This is a genomic window from Levilactobacillus brevis ATCC 14869 = DSM 20054 (genome assembly GCF_001433855.1).
Taxonomy (GTDB): domain Bacteria; phylum Bacillota; class Bacilli; order Lactobacillales; family Lactobacillaceae; genus Levilactobacillus; species Levilactobacillus brevis.
In genome coordinates this window covers 182,506-205,591 of record NZ_AZCP01000002.1, presented here as the reverse complement: position 1 = coordinate 205,591, position 23,086 = coordinate 182,506, and the positions used below count along the sequence as shown (strand labels likewise).

The 23,086-nt window shown below is 44.9% G+C and carries 23 protein-coding genes; 18 read left to right on the top strand and 5 right to left on the bottom strand.

Features of this window, described 5'->3' with window-relative positions:
• Positions 1-129: 129 nt before the first annotated feature.
• Positions 130-705, bottom strand: a complete 576-nt coding sequence (locus tag FC61_RS04355; RefSeq protein ID WP_021741276.1) for an NADPH-dependent F420 reductase — start codon at positions 703-705, stop codon at positions 130-132.
• Between the two features lie 140 nt (positions 706-845).
• On the opposite strand from FC61_RS04355, the gene FC61_RS04350 reads away from it, so the two are divergent.
• Together FC61_RS04350 and recQ are read left to right on the top strand one after the other, a co-directional pair.
• On the top strand, positions 846-1,268 hold the full coding sequence (locus FC61_RS04350) for an Rrf2 family transcriptional regulator (protein WP_024526527.1): 423 nt from the start codon (positions 846-848) through the stop codon (positions 1,266-1,268).
• 246 nt (positions 1,269-1,514) lie between these two features.
• The gene (gene recQ / locus FC61_RS04345) at positions 1,515-3,290 is read left to right on the top strand and encodes a DNA helicase RecQ (protein WP_021741278.1); all 1,776 of its coding nucleotides are present in this window, start codon (positions 1,515-1,517) and stop codon (positions 3,288-3,290) included.
• A 36-nt stretch (positions 3,291-3,326) separates the two neighbouring features.
• Here recQ and arfA read toward each other — a convergent pair whose 3' ends face one another.
• From arfA to FC61_RS04330, 3 genes are all read right to left on the bottom strand, one after another.
• Complete coding sequence (gene arfA / locus FC61_RS04340) at positions 3,327-4,817, bottom strand: arabinosylfuranosidase ArfA (RefSeq protein ID WP_035464294.1); 1,491 nt, start codon at positions 4,815-4,817, stop codon at positions 3,327-3,329.
• Between the two features lie 65 nt (positions 4,818-4,882).
• Positions 4,883-6,172: an oligosaccharide MFS transporter gene (locus FC61_RS04335; protein ID WP_015474069.1), complete on the bottom strand. Its 1,290-nt coding sequence runs from the start codon at positions 6,170-6,172 to the stop codon at positions 4,883-4,885.
• Positions 6,173-6,185: 13 nt separating this feature from the next.
• Positions 6,186-7,166 carry a glycoside hydrolase family 43 protein gene (locus FC61_RS04330; protein WP_021741280.1) on the bottom strand — a complete coding sequence of 327 codons (981 nt, stop codon included), beginning with the start codon at positions 7,164-7,166 and terminating at the stop codon, positions 6,186-6,188.
• A 243-nt stretch (positions 7,167-7,409) separates the two neighbouring features.
• Between FC61_RS04330 and FC61_RS04325 the strand changes: the two genes are divergently transcribed.
• The 8 genes from FC61_RS04325 (at position 7,410) to FC61_RS04290 (ending at position 16,508) form a co-directional block, all read left to right on the top strand.
• Positions 7,410-8,300, top strand: coding sequence for an ArsR/SmtB family transcription factor (locus FC61_RS04325; protein ID WP_021741281.1), 891 nt, complete (start codon positions 7,410-7,412; stop codon positions 8,298-8,300).
• A gap of 112 nt (positions 8,301-8,412) precedes the next feature.
• The gene (locus FC61_RS04320) at positions 8,413-8,976 is read left to right on the top strand and encodes a sugar O-acetyltransferase (protein ID WP_021741282.1); all 564 of its coding nucleotides are present in this window, start codon (positions 8,413-8,415) and stop codon (positions 8,974-8,976) included.
• Positions 8,977-9,164: 188 nt separating this feature from the next.
• Complete coding sequence (locus FC61_RS04315) at positions 9,165-10,250, top strand: GntR family transcriptional regulator (RefSeq protein ID WP_021741283.1); 1,086 nt, start codon at positions 9,165-9,167, stop codon at positions 10,248-10,250.
• A 366-nt stretch (positions 10,251-10,616) separates the two neighbouring features.
• A complete protein-coding gene (locus FC61_RS04310) occupies positions 10,617-12,014 on the top strand; it encodes a sugar porter family MFS transporter (RefSeq protein ID WP_015474063.1) in 1,398 nt (465 codons plus the stop codon).
• A 31-nt stretch (positions 12,015-12,045) separates the two neighbouring features.
• Positions 12,046-13,647, top strand: a complete 1,602-nt coding sequence (locus FC61_RS04305; protein WP_015474062.1) for a xylulokinase — start codon at positions 12,046-12,048, stop codon at positions 13,645-13,647.
• Positions 13,648-13,666: 19 nt separating this feature from the next.
• Positions 13,667-14,395: an L-ribulose-5-phosphate 4-epimerase gene (locus FC61_RS04300; RefSeq protein ID WP_011668360.1), complete on the top strand. Its 729-nt coding sequence runs from the start codon at positions 13,667-13,669 to the stop codon at positions 14,393-14,395.
• Between the two features lie 48 nt (positions 14,396-14,443).
• Positions 14,444-15,868 carry an L-arabinose isomerase gene (araA, locus tag FC61_RS04295; protein WP_021741285.1) on the top strand — a complete coding sequence of 475 codons (1,425 nt, stop codon included), beginning with the start codon at positions 14,444-14,446 and terminating at the stop codon, positions 15,866-15,868.
• A 76-nt stretch (positions 15,869-15,944) separates the two neighbouring features.
• Positions 15,945-16,508 (top strand): sugar O-acetyltransferase, encoded by a 564-nt coding sequence (locus tag FC61_RS04290; protein ID WP_021741286.1) that lies wholly within the window; start codon positions 15,945-15,947, stop codon positions 16,506-16,508.
• Positions 16,509-16,974: 466 nt separating this feature from the next.
• Here FC61_RS04290 and FC61_RS04285 read toward each other — a convergent pair whose 3' ends face one another.
• Positions 16,975-17,175, bottom strand: coding sequence for a hypothetical protein (locus tag FC61_RS04285; RefSeq protein ID WP_011668357.1), 201 nt, complete (start codon positions 17,173-17,175; stop codon positions 16,975-16,977).
• 131 nt (positions 17,176-17,306) lie between these two features.
• On the opposite strand from FC61_RS04285, the gene FC61_RS04280 reads away from it, so the two are divergent.
• From FC61_RS04280 to FC61_RS04245, 8 genes are all read left to right on the top strand, one after another.
• A complete protein-coding gene (locus FC61_RS04280) occupies positions 17,307-17,624 on the top strand; it encodes a biotin/lipoyl attachment domain-containing protein (protein WP_011668356.1) in 318 nt (105 codons plus the stop codon).
• Positions 17,625-17,642: 18 nt separating this feature from the next.
• A complete protein-coding gene (locus FC61_RS04275) occupies positions 17,643-18,527 on the top strand; it encodes an RluA family pseudouridine synthase (protein WP_042516720.1) in 885 nt (294 codons plus the stop codon).
• A 7-nt stretch (positions 18,528-18,534) separates the two neighbouring features.
• Complete coding sequence (locus FC61_RS04270) at positions 18,535-19,311, top strand: DUF1003 domain-containing protein (RefSeq protein WP_011668354.1); 777 nt, start codon at positions 18,535-18,537, stop codon at positions 19,309-19,311.
• Positions 19,312-19,448: 137 nt separating this feature from the next.
• Positions 19,449-20,036 (top strand): GNAT family N-acetyltransferase, encoded by a 588-nt coding sequence (locus FC61_RS04265; protein ID WP_021741289.1) that lies wholly within the window; start codon positions 19,449-19,451, stop codon positions 20,034-20,036.
• Positions 20,037-20,156: 120 nt separating this feature from the next.
• Positions 20,157-20,642 (top strand): pyridoxamine 5'-phosphate oxidase family protein, encoded by a 486-nt coding sequence (locus FC61_RS04260; RefSeq protein ID WP_024526544.1) that lies wholly within the window; start codon positions 20,157-20,159, stop codon positions 20,640-20,642.
• Between the two features lie 103 nt (positions 20,643-20,745).
• Positions 20,746-21,264, top strand: a complete 519-nt coding sequence (locus FC61_RS04255; RefSeq protein WP_024526545.1) for a GNAT family N-acetyltransferase — start codon at positions 20,746-20,748, stop codon at positions 21,262-21,264.
• 34 nt (positions 21,265-21,298) lie between these two features.
• Positions 21,299-21,697, top strand: a complete 399-nt coding sequence (locus FC61_RS04250) for a hypothetical protein (RefSeq protein WP_035464297.1) — start codon at positions 21,299-21,301, stop codon at positions 21,695-21,697.
• 31 nt (positions 21,698-21,728) lie between these two features.
• The gene (locus tag FC61_RS04245; RefSeq protein ID WP_035464298.1) at positions 21,729-22,922 is read left to right on the top strand and encodes an MFS transporter; all 1,194 of its coding nucleotides are present in this window, start codon (positions 21,729-21,731) and stop codon (positions 22,920-22,922) included.
• Positions 22,923-23,086 lie beyond the last annotated feature (164 nt).

Genomic DNA, 23,086 nt, shown 5'->3' with positions numbered 1-23,086 from the left:
AGCTGGGGGAATGAGACGTAGCTGACTCTGACTATTGGCAGACCCTACTGTCTGGTGGTTAAATAAAAAATGGTTCTCTTAACAGATATACCTGTTAAAGGAACCATTTTTAGAATTTTTAATGTGATGTTAGTTGAGAATCGCAAAGCCACCGGTCCAGCCAATCTTTTCGCTGGCCGCTAACGTCATTTGTAAGAAGCCCATGGCCTCTAATTCGCGGGCTCGCTTAAGTGCGCCAGCATCAATGACTTTCACGCCACTGGTTTTGAGAGCATCTGCTAACGTTTGTTTGGCTGCGGCATCATCACCGGCAGCTAGAACCGTGGTGGGTTCCTTGCCACTAACTTGCTTGCTAGCCAAAGTAGCGGCAAACGTCGTATTGAAGGCCTTGACGACTTGACTGTCAGGCAACAACTTAGCCAGTTCAGCGGTTGCGGAACTGGCGGCGGGGACAACCAATTCATCCCAAGTATCAAAGTTCAATGGGTTACTGATGTCGATAACGACTTTGCCGGCCAACTGAGTAGCTTGCGCTTTAGCAATCGATACGGCCACTGGATAAGGCACAGCCAAAACCACGATATCACCCAGGTTTTCCACTGCATCGTCACGGTCGATGTGTGTTACGGTGTTGCCACCAGCTGTAAAGACACTGTCCAAAGCCTGTCCCATATTACCATTTCCAAAAATTGTAATTGCTGCCATAATAAACCCCTCCAAAACTTGTTCTTTTTTTAAGTACAGATATAATTTAACCTGTTTCTACGATTCTGTCAAATTAAATCATTTGATTGTTTATTATAATATTTTGTCTTATAATCAAATACAAAAAGGGAGCGAGTAAGATGGCCAACACGCAGCTCAGTGATACAATTCACGTATTGACGTACATTGCCTACTTTAAGGATCAGAAGATTACGAGTCAGGCGATGGCGAGCAGCTTACAGACATCACCTAGTCTAGTGCGGAAGATTCTAGCGAATTTGAAACGAGGGGGACTAGTTTGTCCGGGACAGGCAACCACCCACGTCAGCTTAGCAAAACCAGCCGCAGAGATCACGATGCGAGATATCTATCGAACATTACCAGATCGGGGGCCATTGTTAAATGTTGATACCAAAACAAACGAAGACTGTCCAGTGGGGGCGGCGGTGCCGGTGGCATTAAACCGCTACTATGCGGAAATCCAAGCTGCGGCTGAGGACCGAATGGCGCGCATTACCCTGCAAGATATCCTAGCTGATATTGCGTTACAAAATGATCGTTAGGTAAGTGGTGCAAATGGCGGGCAGTCAGCGGATTTCGCTACCAAATATGTGAAGAAAGGAGTCGGGGATAAAACTTCCAGACTCCTTTTCGTGTCTTCAAATATGCGGTGTTGAAACGCGCGCCCAAAGGCAGTACCTCGTAAGTCAGATAATATCCGGTAATGATCGCTGAAAAAGGATGTTTGGTTGTGTCCGGGACAAAATGCCAGTAGAATGGAAGCATTGAATAAGTGAGGGGTAAATAGAATGGATTTGGCGGCAGCACAACAGGTGTTAAAAACAGTCTTCGGATACGACGAGTTTCGACCAGGTCAAAAGGCCGTCATTGAACACGTGCTGGCGGGCGATAGTAGCTTGGCGATTATGCCAACGGGCGGGGGAAAATCGCTTTGCTATCAAATACCGGCAATGTTATTTTCTGGTATCACGGTGGTGGTATCCCCACTCATCTCATTAATGAAAGATCAGGTTGATGCGCTAAATGATAGTGGGATTCCAGCGACCTTCATTAACAGTTCGGTGGACTGGCCGGAAATTCAACAACGGTTAGCGGCATTGCACAATGGGGACTACAAATTGGTGTATATTGCGCCAGAACGGTTAGATTCAGAAGCCTTTGTTCAAGCATTGGCCCGGTTGCCAATTGATCTGTTGGCGGTTGATGAAGCCCACTGTATTTCCCAATGGGGCCACGATTTTCGACCGAGCTATTTGACGCTGAGTCATGCCATTGAACAGCTGCCAAGTCAGCCACAGGTGTTGGCACTGACGGCGACGGCAACCACCCAAGTTGCTCGTGATATCTGTCAGCAGTTACGAATTGATCCGCAAAATGAAGTGAATACTGGATTTGCTCGGGATAATTTGAATCTAACGGTCGTCAAGGATCAAGATACGGATCGCTATATTTTGGATTATTTGCAAGTCAATCAAGGAGAAGCGGGCATTATTTACGCTAGTACCCGTAAGGAAGTCGAACGACTGACAAAATTACTTACGAAACAGCACGTCACTGCAGCGGCCTATCACGCGGGTTTGAGTGACGAACAGCGACAGCAAAATCAAGAAGATTTCTTATATGATCGGATTCAGGTCATGGTGGCGACGAATGCATTTGGAATGGGTATTGATAAGAGTAATGTTCGGTTTGTGATTCATGCGCAGGTACCGGGAACATTAGAGGCCTACTATCAAGAAGCCGGTCGAGCCGGTCGAGATGGATTGCCGAGTGAAGCAATTTTGGTCTACCACGCTCAGGACTTACAGATTCAACGGTTTTTTATTGATCAATCGGAAATGGACGAAGAGCATCGGCAACGTGCCTATCAAAAGCTACAGGTGATGAATCATTATGCGAATACGGAGGGGTGTTTGCAGCAGTTTATTCTCCAATATTTTGGGGAAGTATCACCGGCGTGTGGTCGGTGTAGTAATTGCTTGGATGAACGGGAATCCCAAGATGTTACGACAGCGGCCCAACAGGTGTTGTCGTGTGTCGTGCGGTTGCGGTCACGATTTGGTAAGGGCGTGGTCGCGCAGGTGTTGACGGGGGCACGAAATCAACGGATCCGTGACAACAATCTGACGATGCTGCCAACTTATGGTTTGATGGCCAACCAAAAACAAAAGGCCGTGGGCGAACTCATTGACTTTTTAACGGCAGCTGGTTATTTGCAGAGCGTGGGTGGTCAATACCCGACGTTGCAGGTAACGGCTAATGGTGTCGCTGTGTTAAAGGGGCAAAAACAGGTCCACCGCAAGATGGCGCAACGGGTGAAGCGATTGGTACCGGAAGATACGGCGTTGTTTGGCAAGCTACGCGACTTGCGGCGTGAATTGGCAGAGGAGCAGCATGTGCCACCATTTGTGATTTTTTCGGATAAGGCCTTACACGCGATGTGTGAAGCCTTGCCAACAGACGATGATAGCTTTCTTGCAGTGAAAGGTGTCGGACAGAGTAAGCTGGACCGGTATGGGGAAGCATTTATGGCGGTGATTCGAGAGAATCAAGATATGGACTAAAAAACACGCGATCGATAGTCGGTCGCGTGTTTTGAATTAATGAGTAACGTGTAAACGAAACATGTTCCAGGATAGTGGTTGTAGTGACGCCGTTAGGGTGTTGTCGGACAAATGAACGTTTGAATTGGGATGCAACGCCATTTGTTGGTTCTCATTGGTTTGCTTGATGTCATAACCACAGAATTGCGTGGACTCAATCACCGTTTGGGCGTTGAGATCGTGCAGATCAGTTTGAAAGTCCATCGTCGTGTTACCTTTATTTTCGGCAAAAATTACGATTTCGTGGTTTTCGGAATTGTAAACGGCTAGGCTATCCAAGTAAGGGACATCTTTAAAATCTTTGCTATCGTAGGTTGTAGCGGTTTGCTGTGGCGTAAGCGCAATTCCCCGGCCGTATTTGGAAACTTGCAGGAAGGGGAAGAAAATGGATTGCAGCCAGATACCATGCTCGTCCGTCATAATTGGCGCAATCACGTTGACTAGCTGGGCAAGGCAAGCAATCTTGACGCGATCAGCATGTTTGAGCAGTGTGATTAGCATGGTGCCGACCATCAAGGCATCTTCAAAGTTATAGTGGTCTTCTAGCAAGTGTGGGGCCTGTTGCCAGGGAGCCGTCTCATCATCTTGTTTGTGAGAATGGTACCAGACATTCCATTCATCTAGGGCTAAATTGAGGGTTTTGTGGCTGTGTTTGCGTGCTTTGACAGCATCACAGACTGCGACAATTCCACTGATGAATTCGTCAAAATCAATGGATTTGGCTAAAAAGTTAGCGAGATCATTTTCTTCATTGTCATAGTAACGGTGAAGGGAAAGGTAGTCGACATCGTCGTAGGTATGGTCCAGCACCGTTTCTTCCCAACTGCCAAAGGTAGCCATTTCACGAGTGGAACTGCCACTGACAACTAGATCAATGCTGGGATCAACGAGTCGCATGACTTTTGCTGTCTCGTGGGCTAAACGGCCGTATTCATCGGCTGTTTTATGACCAATTTGCCAATCGCCATCCATTTCATTGCCCAGACACCAAGTCTTGATATTAAAGGGTTCCTCAGCACCATTTTGCTTTCGCAGGTCACTCCAGTAAGTGCCACCGGGAAAGTTACAGTATTCGACTAAATTACGAGCAGCATCGATTCCTCGACTACCAAGGTTAACAGCCATGTCAGGCCGTGTGCCAGTTTTTTGCGTCCATTTCATAAATTCATGAAGACCAAATTGATTAGTTTCAATGCTCCGCCATGCCAGATCCAAACGAGTGGGGCGGGTGCTTTTAGGTCCAATACTGTCTTCCCAATTAAAGCCAGAGACAAAGTTACCACCAGGATATCGGATGAGGTCGATATTTAGCGATTTAACGGCGTCGATAACGTCCTGACGGAAACCATCCTTGTCTGACTGGGGATGATTGGGTTGATAGAGACCATCGTAGACGGATCGACCGAGATGCTCGATGAGAGCACTGTAAACACGGTCATCAATTTTGGCGATTTGGTTGGCTGGGTCAACGGTTAGTTTTCCTTGCATGATTTTTCCTCCTTTAGAAAAAGGAGCCCTACTGAGAGGACCCCTTAATGAGTGTCGCAACTCACTCATTCACGACTATCAGTTGAAGAAGCCGCTTCCACTTTAGCTTTAACATTAGGATCCTCGACTTCACCGGCTTGAATCGGATCTTCTTTCTTCAGGAAGAAGACGGCAAACAAGGTAATGAAGAAGACCACGATCCCCATGATGATGTACGTGTGTTGATAACCGATAACGTCATACATCCGACCAGCAACTGTGGAGAAGATGAAGACGGATACCTGTTTAGCAAAGTTTGACGCCAATGCGTAAACCGTTGCGTATAACCGAATATCAAAGGCACCAGCAATGTACTTCATGATGGAAGTTAATAGCAATGGCATTTCCAAACCAGCTAACAAACGGAAACCAACAACCCAGATCCAGTTAGGAGATAAAGCAGAGCCTAAGATCCGGATGCAGGTAATGAAACCGTAAATTAACAAACCATTACGAGAACCAATTTTGTTGATAATCCATGGCATTGGGAACATTAAACAAAATTCGATAGCTGTTTGAGCAGAACTCATGTAAGAGTAAACCAGGGTCCCCTGAGCAGCGGTATCAAAGAAAGTCTTAAAGAAGATGATAAACTGTTGATCAAAGACATCGAATAAGGCAGAAGCGCCCATGTAGAAAATAGCTAAAACCCAGAGGTTCTTAAGTTTGAAGACAGACAGAACCGTCTTCATATCAAGTGAATCGGACGTGTCACCAGCAGCGGCAGCGTTATCTAAGTTAACCTTGTCAGAGAAGAGCAATAAGAAAGTTAAGATAATAGCGGCAATGGTACATGCCCAGAAGATGGAGTTAGGCTTCCAGAGGAAGATTCGCCCAGCAACTAATGAAGCAACGACACCGGCGACGGAACCACCGACCCGGGAGTGGGCATATTCGAAGCCGTTAGCCAAACTAGCCCGCTGTACGTATTGTTCAATGACGGACACCCCACCGTTTAGGATGAAACTCAGAAAAGTCCCAGTAACGATGGCCACTAAGAAGGCGTTAATGTGTAAGATGGGCATGAAGACCCATTGGAAGTAAGGACCGATGAAGATTCCAACGATCGCAATCGTTAAGATTAAGTTTTTCTTGAAGAGTAATTTATCAGAAACAACCCCAAAGATAGGTTGGAAGATCAAGGAAATACCCGCCATCATTGAGAAGACGGCACCAGATTCGGTCCCGTTTAAGTGGGCAACTTGTTCCATCCAGAGGGTTAAATAACCGTTAACAACGGCCCAAATGAAGAAGTAGCTAAAGTGAGATAGGGGAAATCCCCAGAAATGTTTCGATTCAGTTTTTGCACTATCCATGATTTATTCGCCTCTATTTATAATTGTAAGGAACCGGCTTGCCAAAGTTAGGCGTACCATCGTCATTCCAAGTAAACGGTTGCACCATTGTGTGACGGTTAGGATCATATAATGGATCACCTTTGATATCGGTGTAATTCCGGCAGTGGTAAACCAGCATGTCAGTTTCACCGTCTTCGGCAACTGTAAATGAGTTATGACCAGGACCGAATTGTTTGATTGGCATGTTGCTTTGGAAAACGGGTGTTTCAGATTTGGACCAACTAGCGGGATCTAAGAGGTCGGCATCTTCGGCAACGGTTAGCATCCCCATGGCATAGTTCTCGTCGGTAGCGCTTGCAGAATAGGTCAAGAAGAAGCGACCATTTCGGTGTAAGACGGCCGGCCCTTCATTTACCCAGAAAATTTTGGTTTCCCAATCGTATTCTGGTTTTGTTAGCATGACCGGCTTGGTCTTTAACGTCCATGGGTTAGCCATTTCCGCGATGTAGATGTTGGAATTACCCTTGATAGCGGGATCCTTTTGGGCCCAAACATAGTACAATTTGTTTTGTGCTTCGAAAACTGTCGCATCTAAGGCAAATGTGTCTAATGGCGTTTCAATTTGGCCGTGTTCAATCCAATCGGCTTCATCGCGCATGGGATCGGGGTTGTCACACTCAATGCAGTACATCCGGTGTTGGAACATCCCGTTATGGTCGAACTCTTTGGTATGTGAAGCGGCAAAGTAGATGAACCACTTGCCATCAATGTAATGAAGCTCTGGTGCCCAGATGAGTTGACTCATGGCACCGCTACCATCTGGATGCTTACGCCAGATGGTTCGAGGAGCAGCATTAGCCAATCCATTTAAGGTCTTGGCCCGACGAATTTCAATTAAGTTGTACGCCGGTACGGAGGCTGTGAAATAATAATAGCCGTCAGTATGTTTATAAATATAGGGGTCAGCCCGCTGGACAATCAGTGGGTTGATATAGTCTTGAGCTTGGACCATTAGTCAATCTCTCCTTTTGAAATTTGTAAGGACTTAAATTGCTTTAAGAAAATAAGTCCTAATAAATTAGCACACTTGAAATATACAGCCGGATGAAAACGCTGTCAATATTAAAATTAATATTTTTGCTAATTTATTTGCAAAAAAGCGTCTGGATTAACACTAAAGTTAATCGTTAAATGGTAATATAAAAGTATAGTTAATCTTAATTAATATAAAAGTTAATGAAAAGAAGGCGACAAAATGCAATTAGATATGAGCAGTGCTTCGTTGCCAGTTTATGAAGCATTAAGTAGTGAAGTTCGTCTGCACATTATTCGATTGATTTCGGAGAAGCCGATGAGTGTTAAGGAGTTAGCACAAGAATTAGGCTTAAGTAGTGCAATTGTGACGAAACATTTAGACAAATTGGCTGCTGCCGAGTTGGTAACGAGTAAACGAGTGGGACGATCAAAAATGACGGAGCTTCGGGTTGATACGATTGAGGTGAAATTTCCGCGCGAAATCTATCCGACATTTCAGGTTCATCAAACAAGTATTCCAGTTGGGCATTACACAGAGTACCGTGTAATGCCGTCGTGTGGCTTGGCAGGAAAGAATGGCTATATTGGTAAAGTGGACAATCCCCGATATTTTATGGCACCAGAACGGATGAATGCTGGGATGATCTGGTTTAATAACGGTTATGTTGAATATCAGACGCCTAATTTCATTCAAGGGCATGAACATTTAGAGATGTTAGATTTGACAGCAGAACTTGGATCGGAGTTTCCTTTTTCAAACAACACATGGCCATCGGATATTACTTTTTTTATCAACGGTAAAGAAATTGGGACTTGGCGTAGTCCGGGCGATTTTTCTGATATTCGCGGAAAATATACACCCAAATGGGTTCCGGATAATGTTAATCAATATGGCGTCTTAAAAACGTTACGAGTGACCGATCATGGAACTTACTTAGATGGACAGCCATTTACAGATATTTGTCTAAAGGATTTACCAATTGATCAAGAGACTTGGACTGTGCGCTTTGAAGTTAAGGAGAACGCTGAAAAGGCCGGGGGGTGCACAATCTTTGGGCAAGGTTTCGGTAATCATGACCAAAATATCGAATTACTAGCATACTATAGTTGATAGAAATATCCGAATAACTTTTATACTAAAAGAGTTATTCGGATATTTTTTTGAAATCGCTTACTTAACATGCTAATATGAGTTCTAAACTAGAAGAATGGACTGAGAGTAGATGGCACAAACGGAATACGATAAAATGATGGCAGAAAACTTATATGATGTGAATGACCGTCAACTGGTTGATGATCGTTCAAATGCGCGGGATTTATATGAAACACTTAATCAAACTTCCTTTCATGATAAAGAAAAGTTACAGCAATTGATTAAACAGTTGTTTGGAACAGTTGGGACGGGAAGTGAAGTACGGCCGCGGTTTATTTGCGATTATGGTTATAATATCCACGTTGGTAATAATTTTTTTGCCAATTTTGATTGTATTTTATTAGATACTTGCCCAATTACAATTGGTGATAATGTTTTGTTAGCACCGCGTGTGCAAATTTATACAGCCGCACATCCTTTGGACATACAGAAACGCACATCATGGCTGGGTTGTGGCAAGGCAGTTTCAATTGGCAATAATTGTTGGCTAGGGGGCAATGCTGCTGTTTTACCAGGTGTGCATTTGGGAAATAATGTTATTGTTGGCGGCGGTGCCGTCGTCACGAAGTCCTTTGGCGATAATGTCGTAATTGCGGGAAATCCGGCCCGAGTGATCAAGCACTTAAAAGGATAAGGAGAAACATACCATCGGCAAAAAGTGGGATATTAAATTTTTAACTTACTCCAGTTAAAAATAACGTTTTACCAAGTACCTGTTATGATTGGTAAGGAACACTTAAATTTGCTATCCTATAGGGTAGACGTTATAAATATAAGCAACCGTGGGGTAATTCAGGTTACGAAATATAATTGGAGAAAGTTATGGAAAATAAATATCAAAGAGTCAAAGATACCTTGAAAGAAGCTATTCTTTCAGGTAAGAATCCGATTGATGAAAAATTGCCAACCGAAACGGAATTAATGAATCAGTTTAACGTTTCACGGTACACGATTCGTCGGGCCGTCGGGGACTTAGAATCAGAACATTATATTTACCGAATTCAGGGTGGTGGTATGTTTGTTCAGGATTGGCATAAAGACTGGTCAATCGATAGCGATAGTAAAATGATTGGTGTCATCACGACTCATATTGCGGACTATATTTTTCCTCAAATCATTTATGGCATTGATCAGATGATCTCTGAAGGGGGATATTCGCTACTGCTGGGCAATACGCACAATAATCATCAAAAAGAACGGAAAAACCTTATCAACATGCTGAATAGTAAGGTGGCCGGGCTGATTATTGAACCGACACAAAGTGCGCTGCCAAATCCTAATATGGATCTTTATCAAGAGATTAAAGATGATGAAATTCCAGTATTGTTTATCAATGCTAGTTACCCGGAGTTGGAGTTTCCAACAGTGACGACTGATGATGCTGGCGCAGAGCGCAAAATAATTGATTATTTACTAGACATGGGCCATGAGAGTATTCTGGGAATTTTTCAGGTTGATGACATGCAGGGGGTTCATCGGATGGATGGATTCGTTAAGGCATATCAACAGCATCCAGAGATTTCCTATAAAGGTAATCTGGTGATGTATCAATCAGGAGATAGTTTTGATAAGATTACTCAGCGGGTAGCGTCGGCGTTAGAAACACCGGATCGGCCAACGGCAATTGCCTGCTATAATGATCAATTAGCGATCCAAGTCTTAGATTATTTGAAGAGTAATGGATTTTTAGTACCACAGGATATTTCCGTTGTGGGTTTTGATAACTATCAGATGGCACAATATATGAGTCCAGGAATCACAACCTTAAATCACGAAAAGGAAGTTATGGGTGAAGATACTGGGAAAATGATGCTCAATCTTTTACAAAAGAAGCCTGTCACATCAATTATGTACGATCCTCAGCTAATTGTACGGGAATCTGTTGCATCTCCAAAATTATTAGGATAATTAATTAAAGGAGCCTATACACTGTAGAAACGCAGTGTACAGGCTCCTTTTTGTGTGCGCATACTAAGGATTCAAACATAAGTGATAGGAATAACGGTATCGCTTACAAAAAAATATACCAAATAAACGCCGAGATAACAGCATCTAACGAATCAATTAGTCCGAACAACAAAAAAACAAGTTGATTTATGCGTACAAATATTATAAACTGTATTTGTTCAATAAATGAAAGCGGTTCATAAGATTGTGATTCCTAAAGCATGCCGGCGCAGGGAGTCACGAATTATTGAAAGGGCTTTCGATAGATGATGAATACTTGGGTAAGCAATTATTTTTGATAAACCCCTTGATTTAGGAGGAATAAAATTGGATAAGAAAAAGAATGTTTCCAGTAAGTTTATTTTCTTCTTCGGTTCATTTGGTGGTATCTTGTTCGGTTATGACATTGGTGTTATGACCGGAGCACTACCTTTTCTGAAGACTGACTGGAATTTAACAAATGCGTCATTAGTTGGTTGGGTTACTTCTGCTGTGATGTTCGGTGCCATCTTTGGTGCTGCAATTGCTGGGCAGCTAGCTGATCGACTTGGTCGGCGACGAATGATTCTAATGTCGTCTTTGGTTTTCGCTATTGGTTCAATTCTATGTGGATTTTCACCTAACAACGGGACGTTTTACCTGATTGGCATGAGAATATTTTTAGGACTGGCTGTTGGTGCGGCCTCTGCTTTGGTACCAGCCTATATGTCAGAAATGGCACCGGCACGATTACGTGGGAGTTTGTCTGGGATTAATCAAACGATGATTGTCTCTGGGATGTTGATCTCATACATTATTGACTTTGTTTTAAAGGATTTACCAGAAAATATTTCTTGGCGTTTAATGTTAGGGCTAGCTGCTGTTCCTGCAATTATCTTATTTGCTGGGGTTCTTAAGCTGCCTGAATCACCTCGCTTCTTAATCAAGGCTAACCGTTTAGATGAAGCACGGCAGGTTTTATCATTTGTTCGTAAACCAGAAGAAGTTGAACCTGAAGTTAAGTCAATTCAAGCAACGGCACAAAATGAATCAAGTAACATGGCTAAAACATCCTGGGCAACCTTATTCAATAGCAAATATCGTTACTTAGTTATTGCTGGGGTTGGTGTGGCAGCTTTCCAGCAATTCCAAGGCGCCAACGCAATCTTCTACTATATTCCATTAATTGTTGAAAAGGCAACTGGTAGTGCTGCTAGTTCTGCATTGATGTGGCCAATTGTTCAAGGTGTTCTGTTAGTTCTTGGTTCACTCTTATATATCTGGATTGCTGAAAAATTCAATCGGCGGACCTTGTTGACTTTAGGTGGTACAGTGATGGCTTTATCCTTCCTGCTACCAGCTGTAATTAACAGTTTGGTACCAAATGCAAGTCCAATGATGATTGTGGTCTTCTTATCAATTTACGTGGCCTTTTACTCCTTCACTTGGGCGCCATTAACTTGGGTGCTGGTTGGTGAAGTCTTCCCGTTGGCTGTTCGGGGCCGGGCATCTGGTTTAGCATCATCCTTTAACTGGATTGGTTCATGGGCCGTTGGGTTACTCTTCCCAATCATGACGGCTTCAATGTCACAAGAAGCGGTGTTTGCTGTCTTCGGTGTTATCTGTGTCTTGGGTGTGCTCTTCGTTCGTTTCTGTGTTCCAGAAACCCGTGGTCACTCACTTGAAGAAATCGAAGCTGCTGGTACTAACCGTGGTAAGAAAGCTGAAACGGCGCAAAATAACTAGTATTTTTGAATGATTTAGGAGGCATAACGAAATGAACTTAGTCGAAACGGCGCAAGCCATTGAGGCGGGGCAGGTTTCCTTAGGGATTGAATTAGGCTCAACTCGAATTAAAGCGGTATTAGTCACCGATGACTTCAATACGATTGCTTCCGGTAGTTACGTTTGGGAAAATCGGTTTGAGGATGGCGTTTGGACCTATCCACTTGAAGAGGTTTGGTCCGGTATCCAGCAGAGCTATACACAAATGGCGGCGGATGTTCAAAGCAAATATCATGCTAGCTTGAAGCATATTAATGCGATTGGTGTTAGTGCAATGATGCACGGCTACTTGGCGTTCGATAAGAACAATGAGTTGTTAGTGCCTTTCCGAACTTGGCGGAACAATATTACGGGCCAATCGGCTGATGAATTAACCAAGCTCTTTGATTTCAATATTCCACAACGGTGGAGCATTGCTCACTTATACCAAGCAGTCTTGAATGATGAGGACCATGTTGCTAAGGTTGATTTCATTACGACGTTAGCCGGTTATGTTACTTGGAAATTGTCTGGCGAGAAAGTCTTGGGTGTTGGAGACGCTTCAGGTGTCTTCCCAATTGATGAAAAAACTGGTAGTTATGACCAAGCAATGTTAGATAAGTTTAGCAGTTTAGATAATGTTAAGCGGTATCCATGGCAGATTGAGAATATCCTACCCAACATCTTACCAGCCGGTAAAATTGCTGGTAAGCTAACCGCTGGAGGGGCTAGCTTATTGGATGCCAGTGGCAACCTTGAAGCAGGTAGTGTTATGGCACCACCTGAAGGGGATGCTGGTACAGGGATGGTTGGAACGAACAGTGTTCGTAAGCGGACTGGTAATATTTCCGTTGGGACATCAGCCTTCTCCATGAATGTCTTAGATAAACCATTGTCGAAGGTTTATCGCGATATTGATATCGTGATGACCCCAGATGGTTCACCAGTTGCCATGGTCCACGTTAACAACTGCTCATCTGATATTAACGCTTGGGCAAGTATTTTCAGTGAATTTGCTGCTCGGCTAGGTGTTGATCTGAAACCAGATCGACTGTATGAAACGCTTTTCTTGGAATCAACTAAAGCAGATGCCAATGCGGGTGGATTGGTCAATTATAGTTATCAATCTGGTGAAAACATTACTAAGATTCAAGCCGGCCGGCCATTATTTGTTCGAACACCTAACAGCAAGTTTTCTCTGCCAAACTTTATGCTGACTCAGCTCTATGCTGCGTTTGCACCACTGCAAATCGGGATGGATATTTTGGTCAACGAAGAACACGTACAAACTGACGTGATGATTGCGCAGGGTGGTTTATTCCGGACACCAGTAATTGGTCAACAAGTACTGGCTAACGCTTTAAATATCCCCATCACGGTTATGAGTACGGCTGGTGAGGGTGGCCCTTGGGGGATGGCTGTCTTGGCGGCTTATGCCCAACGTCAAACGAGTGAGAACCTTGAAGACTTCTTGGATCAAGAGGTCTTCAAGAATCCTGAAAGTATGACGTTGAGTCCTGAACCTGCTGGGGTTGCTGGTTATCAAGAGTTTATCAAGAATTATCAAGCTGGCTTGCCAGTGGAAGCTGCCGCTGGCGAAGCTATTAGCGATTAAGAGAAGAGAGGTTAATTGAATGTTAGAAGATTTAAAGCAAGAAGTCTACGACGCCAACATGCAGTTGCCTGAATTAGGATTGGTTACCTTTACTTGGGGTAACGTTTCCGGTATTGATCGGGACAAAGGCCTGTTTGTTATCAAACCTTCTGGGGTTGATTACAATGACTTGAAGCCCAGTGACATGGTTGTTGTTAACTTAAAGGGTGAAGTTGTTGAAGGAGATATGAATCCTTCCAGTGACACCCCAACGCATACAGTTCTTTACAATGAATTCCCTAATATTGGGGGAATTGTTCATACGCATTCACCTTGGGCAGTGTCATTTGCCGCTGCTAAGATGGATATTCCAGCAATGAACACGACGCATGCGGACACGTTCTATGGTGATGTACCAGCTGCTGATGCCTTAACTAAGGAAGAAATTGAAGAAGATTACGAAGGCAACACGGGTAAGACCATCGTGAAGACCTTCAAGGAACGCGGCATTGATTACGAAGCCGTTCCCGCTTCTTTGGTTAGTCAACACGGTCCCTTCGCTTGGGGGCCAACTCCAGCCAAAGCAGTTTACAATGCCAAGGTTTTGGAAGTGGTTGCCGAAGAAGACTATCACACTGCTCAAATGACGCGTGCTAATCGGGAATTGCCACAGTATCTGTTGGACAAGCATTACCTGCGTAAGCATGGGGCCAACGCTTATTATGGTCAAAACAATGCCCATTCCCAAGATCACGCGGCGCGTCAATAAATTTGTTATCCATTTTAAAACCAAATTATACTAAAGGAGTGCTCAATTATGTTATCAGTTCCAGATTATGAATTTTGGTTTGTTACCGGTTCACAACACCTTTATGGTGAAGAACAATTAAAGTCCGTTGCTAAGGACGCCCAAGATATTGCTGACAAGTTAAACGCCAGCGGCAAGTTGCCTTACAAAGTTGTCTTCAAGGATGTTATGACAACGGCCGAAAGCATCACTAACTTCATGAAAGAAGTTAACTACAACGACAAGGTTGCCGGTGTGATTACGTGGATGCACACGTTCTCCCCAGCCAAGAACTGGATTCGTGGGACAGAATTATTGCAAAAGCCATTGCTGCACTTGGCAACGCAATACTTGAACAACATTCCTTATGCTGACATTGACTTTGACTACATGAACTTGAACCAAAGTGCTCATGGTGACCGTGAATATGCTTACATCAATGCCCGTCTAAACGTCAACAACAAGATTGTTTACGGCTACTGGGGTGATGAAGACGTTCAAGACCAAATCGCACGTTGGGAAGACGTTGCGGTTGCTTACAACGAAAGCTTTAAAGTTAAAGTTGCTCGTTTTGGTGATACCATGCGTAATGTTGCCGTTACTGAAGGTGACAAGGTTGAAGCACAAATCAAGATGGGCTGGACAGTTGATTACTATGGTATCGGCGACTTAGTTGAAGAAATCAATAAGGTTTCTGATGCCGACGTTGATAAAGAATATGCCGATCTTGAATCCAAGTACACTATGGTTCAAGGGGACAATGATGCTGAAACTTATAAGCATTCCGTTCGCGTTCAATTACAACAATACCTTGGGATCAAGCGTTTCTTGGAAAAGGGCGGTTACACTGCCTTCACCACGAACTTCGAAGATCTCTGGGGGATGGAACAATTACCTGGCTTGGCCGCTCAATTATTAATTCGTGACGGTTACGGCTTCGGTGCTGAAGGTGATTGGAAGACCGCTGCCTTGGGTCGTGTGATGAAGATCATGTCTCACAATGATCGGACAGCCTTCATGGAAGACTACACCTTGGATCTACGTAAGGGCCACGAAGCTATTCTTGGTTCTCACATGTTGGAAGTCGACCCAACGATTGCTTCCGACAAGCCACGGGTTGAAGTTCACCCATTGGATATTGGTGGTAAAGCTGACCCAGCTCGTTTGGTCTTCACTGGTTCTGAAGGCGACGCCATTGACGTCACCGTTGCGGACTTCCGTGATGGCTTCAAGATGATTGGCTATGCTGTTGATGCGAACAAGCCTGAAGGCGAAACACCTAATTTGCCAGTTGCTAAGCAACTTTGGACACCTAAGGTTGGTTTGAAGACTGGTGCCTTGGAATGGATGAAGGCCGGCGGTGGTCACCACACCATGCTTTCCTTCTCCTTAACGGAAGAACAAATGGAAGACTTTGCTACCATGGTTGGTATGACAAAGGCGTTCATCAAGTAAGCTAAACATTTAAAATGGTTGTGGTTGCCGGCGAGCAATCACAGCCATTTTTTTAACGAAAGGTGGTTTAACTAAAATGGACAAGAGTGAAAAAGAAAAGATGATTACTGGCGAGCTGTTTAACGTCTACGACCCTGAGCTAGTTGCAGAGCGGGGAGCGGCTCGACAACAGGTTGAAGCCTTAAATGAATTGGGTGAACAGGACCCCGAAAAAAGTCAGCAACTGATTAAACGCCTATTTGGGGCAACCGGAGATCAGGTTGAGGTTCATGCAACGTTTCGCTGTGACTATGGTTATAACATTTATGTAGGAGAAGATTTTTTTGCCAACTACGATTGTACGATATTAGATGTTGCTCCCATTCGGATTGGCAAGCATTGCTTATTGGGTCCCAAGGTGCAAATCTATTCAGTTAACCATCCCGCTGAACCGGAACTGCGCCGAAATGGCGCGATGGGAATCGGCAAACCGGTGACTTTAGGTGACGATGTGTGGGTCGGTGGTGGTGCCATTATTTGTCCCGGCGTAACTTTGGGAGATAACGTCATTGTGGCCGCTGGTGCGGTTGTGACGAAGTCATTTGGGAGCAACGTTGTGTTAGGTGGCAATCCCGCGCGGGTCATTAAGCCATTAAAGTAAGGATAAACGAATACGGACATTAAGAAAGACCTAGCCACTTCAGTGTATGAGGTACTGAAGTGGCTAGGTATTTCGAATAATCAATAAGTGTTTCTAAAAGAGTGCCATCGACGTGCATGTGGCGCAGGTTGTTGTGCGTGCTTTCGTAAAAATGCCGCTTGATGGTGCGGATGGATGACGACGTTTAGCTTGGGCTTGGGAGCCGACGGTGTGGGATGTTTGGTGGGCAAGATAGGTTTATAGACGGTCATCGTTGTTGTCCTCCTCATTGAATCAGTGTGATCTGGCTATGAGAATGACAACAGTATAAGCTATGTACGGCCATGGGGCAGGCTTAGCACTAGACTTTAGCAAGTTGAGCACCTCAAACACTCGAATTGGCAGTTTAATAATGGCGGAAATTAAAAAGTTGTGACCACCCTTAAAGGGTCACAACTTTTTCGTGTACAGGTTGATTGCCGAATGATTAGTGGAGCAGGCCACTAAAGCTCAGCCAGCCGCCTAGTCCCAACAGGCCAATGGCCAGCAGCGTGAAAATACCGACGAGTGTTGAGGTATCCGTATCCAGTTGCTTAATTCGTGGCCAAAATTTGACCAACATCAATAGAATCAAGGCGATTCCGGTTGCGAGAATTAAGATCCCCGTTAATTCTGTACCAGTGAACATTTATATCTCCCCCTTTACAACTTTATTATAACCAGTTTTGTGGTGAAAGGGGAAATAATTCCCGTGGATTCTGGTGCTATGGTAAAATATAATCTAATTAGACCGTTAAGATAATGTGAGAGGTGACCGAAATGATTGATCGAATTGAAGCTAGTGCAGATGCCCTATGGGTCACACCGGATGAGACTGGTGCCATGAAAATTGGGTTTGCCGATAACGGGCGTCAATTGGTGGGACCAGTGACGGCAATTGAGTGGCTGATTGCGCTAGGTCCAGTTAAATTGGGAACGCCATTTATGATTATTCGCGGTGAACAGGAATCTTTGACGTTACGCTTACCCTTTAGTGGACGCGTGACAAAACTGAATACTCAGCTGAATCAGCAACCTGAGCAATTGAATCATCGGGATGATTCAATTGCCTGGTTACTCGAATTAATTGATGAATAGAAAAGGAGATAACAGCCTATGGAACTCGACTGGCAGGTGAAAGAACCCGTAACCAGTTTGAAGCGATTTTTGACTAATCAGGGCATTAGTCATCGGGTCTTTAGCGATTTGAAACAACAGGGAACAATTCGCGTTAATGGGCAGGTGACCACACCGGCAGTCACTTTGGCAGTGGGCGATCACGTTGCGGTTACGTTTCCACCGGAGACTGCCGATGAGGCGGTTGCTGTCAGTCGCGAGCCAATTACCGTTTTGTTTGAAAATCGGGATTGGCTCGTGGTGGATAAACCAGCTGGGTTAAATGTGGTACCAGGACCAGCCAATCGAACAGATACCTTGGTTAATCGGATAAAAGGATACTGGGAAGCGGAACACGCCGAGAATTTAGTGCCTCATATTTTAACGCGCTTAGATCGGTTTACCAGTGGCGTTGTGTGGGTTGCTCGGCACCGGTTGGCCAACAGTCTAGCTAGTCAATTACAGGCGGCCCATCAAATTGATAAACGCTACTTGGCGGTTGTCAGTGGACGACTCGAGGCAGATCATGCGGTGATTGATGCGCCACTAGCGAGTGATCCGACTGGTTATAATCAGATGGTGTCACCGACTGGTAAACCGGCGCAAACCGAGTATTGGGTGCAACAGCGTTTTGCAACGGCAACCGTGGTGGCTGTTAAATTACATACAGGTAGAACCCATCAGATTCGGGCTCATTTTGCGTCATTAGGTCATCCCTTACTTGGCGATGCCTTATACGATGGGTCTGTGACTGGTATCAACCGTCAAGCATTGCAGGCTCTTTCACTGACGTTCGAAGATCCTTTTACAGATGAACAGCGGCATTTTACCAGTGAATTACCGGCAGATTGGCATGCCCTAATACACCAGTTATCGGAGGAGTGACACAGGAATGACAGAAAAAGAACAGTTGACGTGTTTAGTGGATGGTGAGCCAATCTCACTGGAAACGAGTCTACAGTTAGCAGAGTTGGAAGCAGGGTTGCGGAATCGCATTAAGCGTGACTATCCCCAAAGTAAGGTGACAGATTATATCTGTGGTCACCATCTTCTAAAATATCGGTTGGATCACGTTGATGCCATGATCAATGCCGATTTAAAGCAAACGAAGAAGATCAATCATAAATTGACTAAAGCCCTTCAAAGTGACGACTATGACATCATCGATGTTAACGAAAGTCTCACTAATAGCTTAACGTTTGGTCAGAAGGTGTCGGATGAAGTTGCGCGCTTTGGCGGGTCTTGGGGCTTCATTTTCATTTTTATGTTTGTTTTACTGGGATGGATGATCGTCAATGGGCTGCATTTATTTGGTGTCGACTTTGACAATTACCCCTTTATTCTGTTAAATTTAGTTCTGAGTTGTGTCGCGGCGATTCAAGCACCCATCATCATGATGAGTCAGAACCGGTCTGCTGACCGGGATCGCATGATGGCTGAGAATGACTATCACGTGAACCTGAAATCTGAACATGAGTTGCGGTTACTACATGCTAAGGTTGATCATCTAGCACAGAATCAGGTGCCGCACACCATGGAAGTCGAACGATTTCAACTGGAAATTTTAGGCGAAATTCGCCAAGAACTCGCTGAGTTGCGGACAGAAAAATCGGCCGCAACCACAGCGACACGAAGGGAGTCTCACCATGAGGACATGGATCACCGCTAGTGTCTTGTTCCTCGTTGGCCTCATCTTTGGTCAGCGGGTAGCTGGACGGGTTCATTCATAGAGTGCCCGGCAAATCCTTTGACAAACCTGTAATCCTCCGTTAATCTGGTTAAAGAACTAGAAATGGAGGATTTTTTGTGATAATTCGTGAAGCTCGACCAACGGATGCGCCTCAGATAGCCCCGTTGATGAACTTGATCTACGATGAAATGGCTTTAACTGACCTGGAAGACGTTCCAGGCCCTGACTTACTGAAGGTCATCACGGCAGCTTACCGCACCCGAACGTATTTATCCGGTGCGGCAACTACGGTGGTGGCCGAGGCCAATGGCCAAGTGGTTGGGGTAGCGTTTGGTTATCCCGGCGAAAGGGAAGACATTGTCGATGATGTGATGACACGATTAGCAGCGAAAAGCGATGCGTTTGATGAACCATTTGATTTAGAATCCGAGACAGCGGCTGGCGAATGGTATTTGGATTCACTGGCGGTCTCGCCGGATCATCAAGGGCAGGGAATCGGTCGCCAGTTGTTGCGGGCCTTACCGGTTTATGCGCGTCGCGATCAGCAAGCGGTGATTGGGCTAAACGTCGACTTAGAGAACCCGGGTGCCATGCGTTTATATGAACGCATGGGCTACGAGGTGACGGGGACCCAAATGATTGGGGACCATGAGTACTACCACATGCAACTGGAGATTGGTGATCCAGTTCGTGTGACTAACTAAACACGTAAATGCGGGCTAGGAGCACTGTTCCTAGCCTTTTATAGTAGTCTTTTTTGTGATTTAATGAACAAACCGTTGTATACTAAGAGTAATAAATCTATGAGAAGGAGTGGATCAGTAATGTTTCGTGCGATGCGATTGGCAAATGAGGCGTTAACGCCTGAACAAATAAATACGGTCTTACAGCGGCGAACAGCGGGGGTCTTAGCGGTCCACGGGGATGCGGGTTACCCATATGCCGTACCTCTCAGTTATTACTTTGATGGAACGCATTTTTACTTTCATGGTGCGCCAGTTGGTCATAAAATGGCGGCCATTCAACGGGACAACCGGGTTTCCTTTTGTGTAGTCGATCGGGATGTGGTAGCACCAGCAGCATTAACCAATGAGTTTCGCAGTGTGATTGCTTTTGGCCGAGTCACCATTGTGACGGATCCTAAGCGGAAGCGGGAATTGATGCGGCAATTTGCTTTGCATCTGGCACCTGATTACGCCCAAAAAATTCATCAACATTTAGATCAGGGACTGGATCATTTTAGTTTATTGGAAATGACAGTGGCGCACATGACCGGAAAAGAAGCGGCCGATCTCGCACAGTCTCACTGATCTGAAAAAAAGCGCGGTGGCGCTTTTTTTGTTTATTGTTGCAAATACACTTAAATGAGCTTATGCTAGAACTTAATCGGTTATGAGCGAGGAGTGTGACCTGATGGCGACAAAATTAAGAGCCGTTACTGAAGCTGATTTGCCAGCCTTACAGCAACTTAGTCGAACAACTTTTAGTGACACGTTTGGGGCGGTGAATACGGCCGCCGATTTAGCAGTTTATTTAGAGCGGGCATACAGCTTACCGCAATTAGCCCGCGAACTGGCTGAGCCGACCAGTACGTTTACCTTTATTTATCAAGATGAACAGCTGGCGGGGTATTTAAAATTAAATTGGGGAGCGACACAGTCAGAAGCGCAGGGGGATGACTGTCTCGAAATTCAACGGATTTATGTACTCCCTGCGTTTAAGCGACAAGGATTGGGCCGTCAATTGTTCCAATTAGCGCGGAAAACGGCCGAGCAATTGGGAAAAACGGCGATTTGGCTGGGCGTCTGGGAACATAATGATTCGGCCCGTGCTTTTTATCAGCAGATGGGATTTGTCGTTGTTGGTGAACATGTTTTCCAGTTAGGCCATTCCACTCAGCGTGATTTAATTTTGCGTAAGACGCTGGTATAATGTGAGCTATGACAATTTTAGGAGGCTAACCAACGTGAAAGATAATTTACAATTAGGTGACGCAGAATTCAATCAAATGCTATTGGTATTGAAAGAGCCCGTTACTCAGGCTAACCATAAAGAGTTCAAATTCTTAGATGGTGAGATGCAAGAGATTGCTCCCGATATTTGGGCAATGCCAGCTTACATGACGGTCGACGACGAGTTTACGATGTTCTTCTTGACAACAAAATTAGCGTCAGGTGAAACGGTCGTTACCTTTGCCACGGGTGAACAAGCGGATGGTGACTTTCGCTTGAGTGAACCCATGGTCACGGGTGCTGGGGTCAATACCTTGTTTGAACACCAACCAGATCGGGCAAAACGCGTGTTGAAGTTTCTAAATGATATTTCGCGAGCTGACGAAGGTAACTGGCGGATGGTTGAAGACTAACATACTTTCAACATGAGGGGGCGATACGGTAGTGAGTACGAAAAAAATAAACGTCCCCCTGTTACTGGCACCGTTTATTTCACGAATGGGCGATGCCCTCTACTTATTTGGGTTAAATTGGTTTGTCGTACAGGCCACTGGTAATGCGGCTTTGCTGGGCATTATTCAAGCGGTTGGCGGGGTTGTCTTATTTTTAGGCGATCTCTTCTGTGGCGTCGTCGTAGATAACTTTAATCGTAAATGGGTCGTGGTATTGGCCGAACTCGTGAGTGTGTTGGGCTGTATTGGGGTGGCCCTCTGGTTAGACCCTCTTCATCTAACTGCCGGCCCATTACTAACGCTAACGGTTATTTTAGATATTGGATTAGCCTTTAGCCTGCCAGCAGCTAAGTCGATGATTCCCGAATTGATCGTTCTAGCCGCTCGCCAGCGGTTTAATGCCATTAGTAATACCTTACTTGACCTTGCCAATATTTTGGCCCCGTTATTAGGTGGCTTTTTACTGACCCTCCACTGGTTAAATTTGCGGGGGTTTTTACTTATTAATGGCCTATCTTTTCTCCTATCATTGGGGTTATATCTCAGTATTCGTTATCCTCCGCGCCACTCAACGCAGGCGACACTGGGAATTAAAGCGAGCCTGCTGACCGGTTGGCGGTATGTCTGGCAACGGCCAATTCTAGTTGAAACGATTGCTCTGGGTGGGTTGTTAAATGTGATGTACGCGGCCTCTAAACTCGTGCTCCCGTATGATGTTCAACACATCTATGGGGGACAGTCAGCCCGTTACAGTTATTTACTGATTGCCATGGCGGTGGGCGGAATTTTAGGTGGCTTGCGGTTGACTTTAGCTAAACGATTACCGCAACACCAGCAGAATTATGGGGATCTGGGCCTGTTAGCTGGCATGCTCTTACTGGCTGGTGCTTTTCCTAATTATTGGATGTTACTGGGGAGCAGTGTGGTCATTGGCTTTTGCTATACGTGTTTTGATATCCGAGCGTTGACGATTACACAGGAGCTAACTGATCCGGCTTACTTGGGTCGAATGTTTGGTCTTTTATTTTTAGCAATGGATGCGTTTCAACCCTTGGGCAGTTTTATTTTTGGGTTTGTGACGGATGAGTTGGGGAATGCGACCTTACTGTTAGTCGGTAGTTGTTTCCTAATCGGTTTAGTGGGCATTTATCAAGGCTATCAACGGCTTGCCCGGCGGTCACGATGATTATTAAATGGTCTTGACAAGCAGGCGTGAGTCTCGCTATAATTTCTATTAATATAGTCCTTTAACATTGTCCCGTGAGGCAATGAAGGTACGACGTTTCTGGCGCAAGCTGGGCTTAATTGGCGTACACGTTTCCTTACGGGACGGGTGCGCTTTTTTCATGG